This window comes from Streptacidiphilus pinicola (assembly GCF_003258295.1).
GTDB classification, from domain to species: domain Bacteria; phylum Actinomycetota; class Actinomycetes; order Streptomycetales; family Streptomycetaceae; genus Streptacidiphilus; species Streptacidiphilus pinicola.
The window spans coordinates 581-1,245 of record NZ_QKYN01000226.1; the positions used below are offsets into that span (position 1 = coordinate 581).

A 665-nucleotide genomic window follows, 5' to 3' on the forward strand; every position below is an offset into this window, starting at 1 on the left:
GGCGACGTCTTCGCCGAGATCGACCGCGCGTTCACCGAGCGCAAGCGGCTCTGGCTGAACTACTGGTCCTCCGGACGCGGCGAGCTGACCGAGCGCGAGGTCGACCCGATCCGCATGATCACCGAGGGCCACACCTACCTCGAGGCCTGGTGCCGGCTCTCCGAGGACCGGCGGATGTTCCGGCTGGACCGCATCGCCGAGATCAAGGTCCTGGACACCCCCTCCGACCCGCCCCGCCTGGAGCTGCGCGACCTGTCCGAGGGCTTGGTCCACCCCTCCAGCGAGGACCCGCAGGTCGTCCTGGAGGTCGCCCCCGGCGGTCGCTGGGTGGCCGAGTACTACCCGCACGAGTCCGCGGAGGAGCTCCCCGACGGCGGGCTGCGCATCGTGCTGCGCACGCCGGACCCGTCCTCCCTGCTCCGTCTGGTGCTGCGGCTCGGCCCCGACGGCCGGGTCCTCGCCCCGACCTCTCTGGCCGACCAGGCCCGCGCGGCCGCGGGCGCGGCACTGGCCCGGTACGACGGATGAGCCCGATCGTCTCCCCGACGCTGTTCCGGGCCTCGTGCCCGGACTGCCGCGCCACGGCCGAGCTGGAGGCGCGCGCCTTCCGCCTGGCCCTGGGGCGCACCAAGGAACGCACCTTCTACTCCTTCACCTGCCCGGCC

General features: G+C 73.7%; 1 protein-coding gene. It reads left to right on the plus strand.

Going from position 1 to position 665, the window contains the following annotated elements; genetic code table 11:
* Nucleotides 1-528, plus strand: a 528-nt coding sequence (locus tag DN069_RS37905) for a helix-turn-helix transcriptional regulator (protein WP_133260185.1), incomplete at its 5' end; no start/stop codon positions are given.
* Between the last annotated feature and the right edge of the window lie 137 nt (nt 529-665).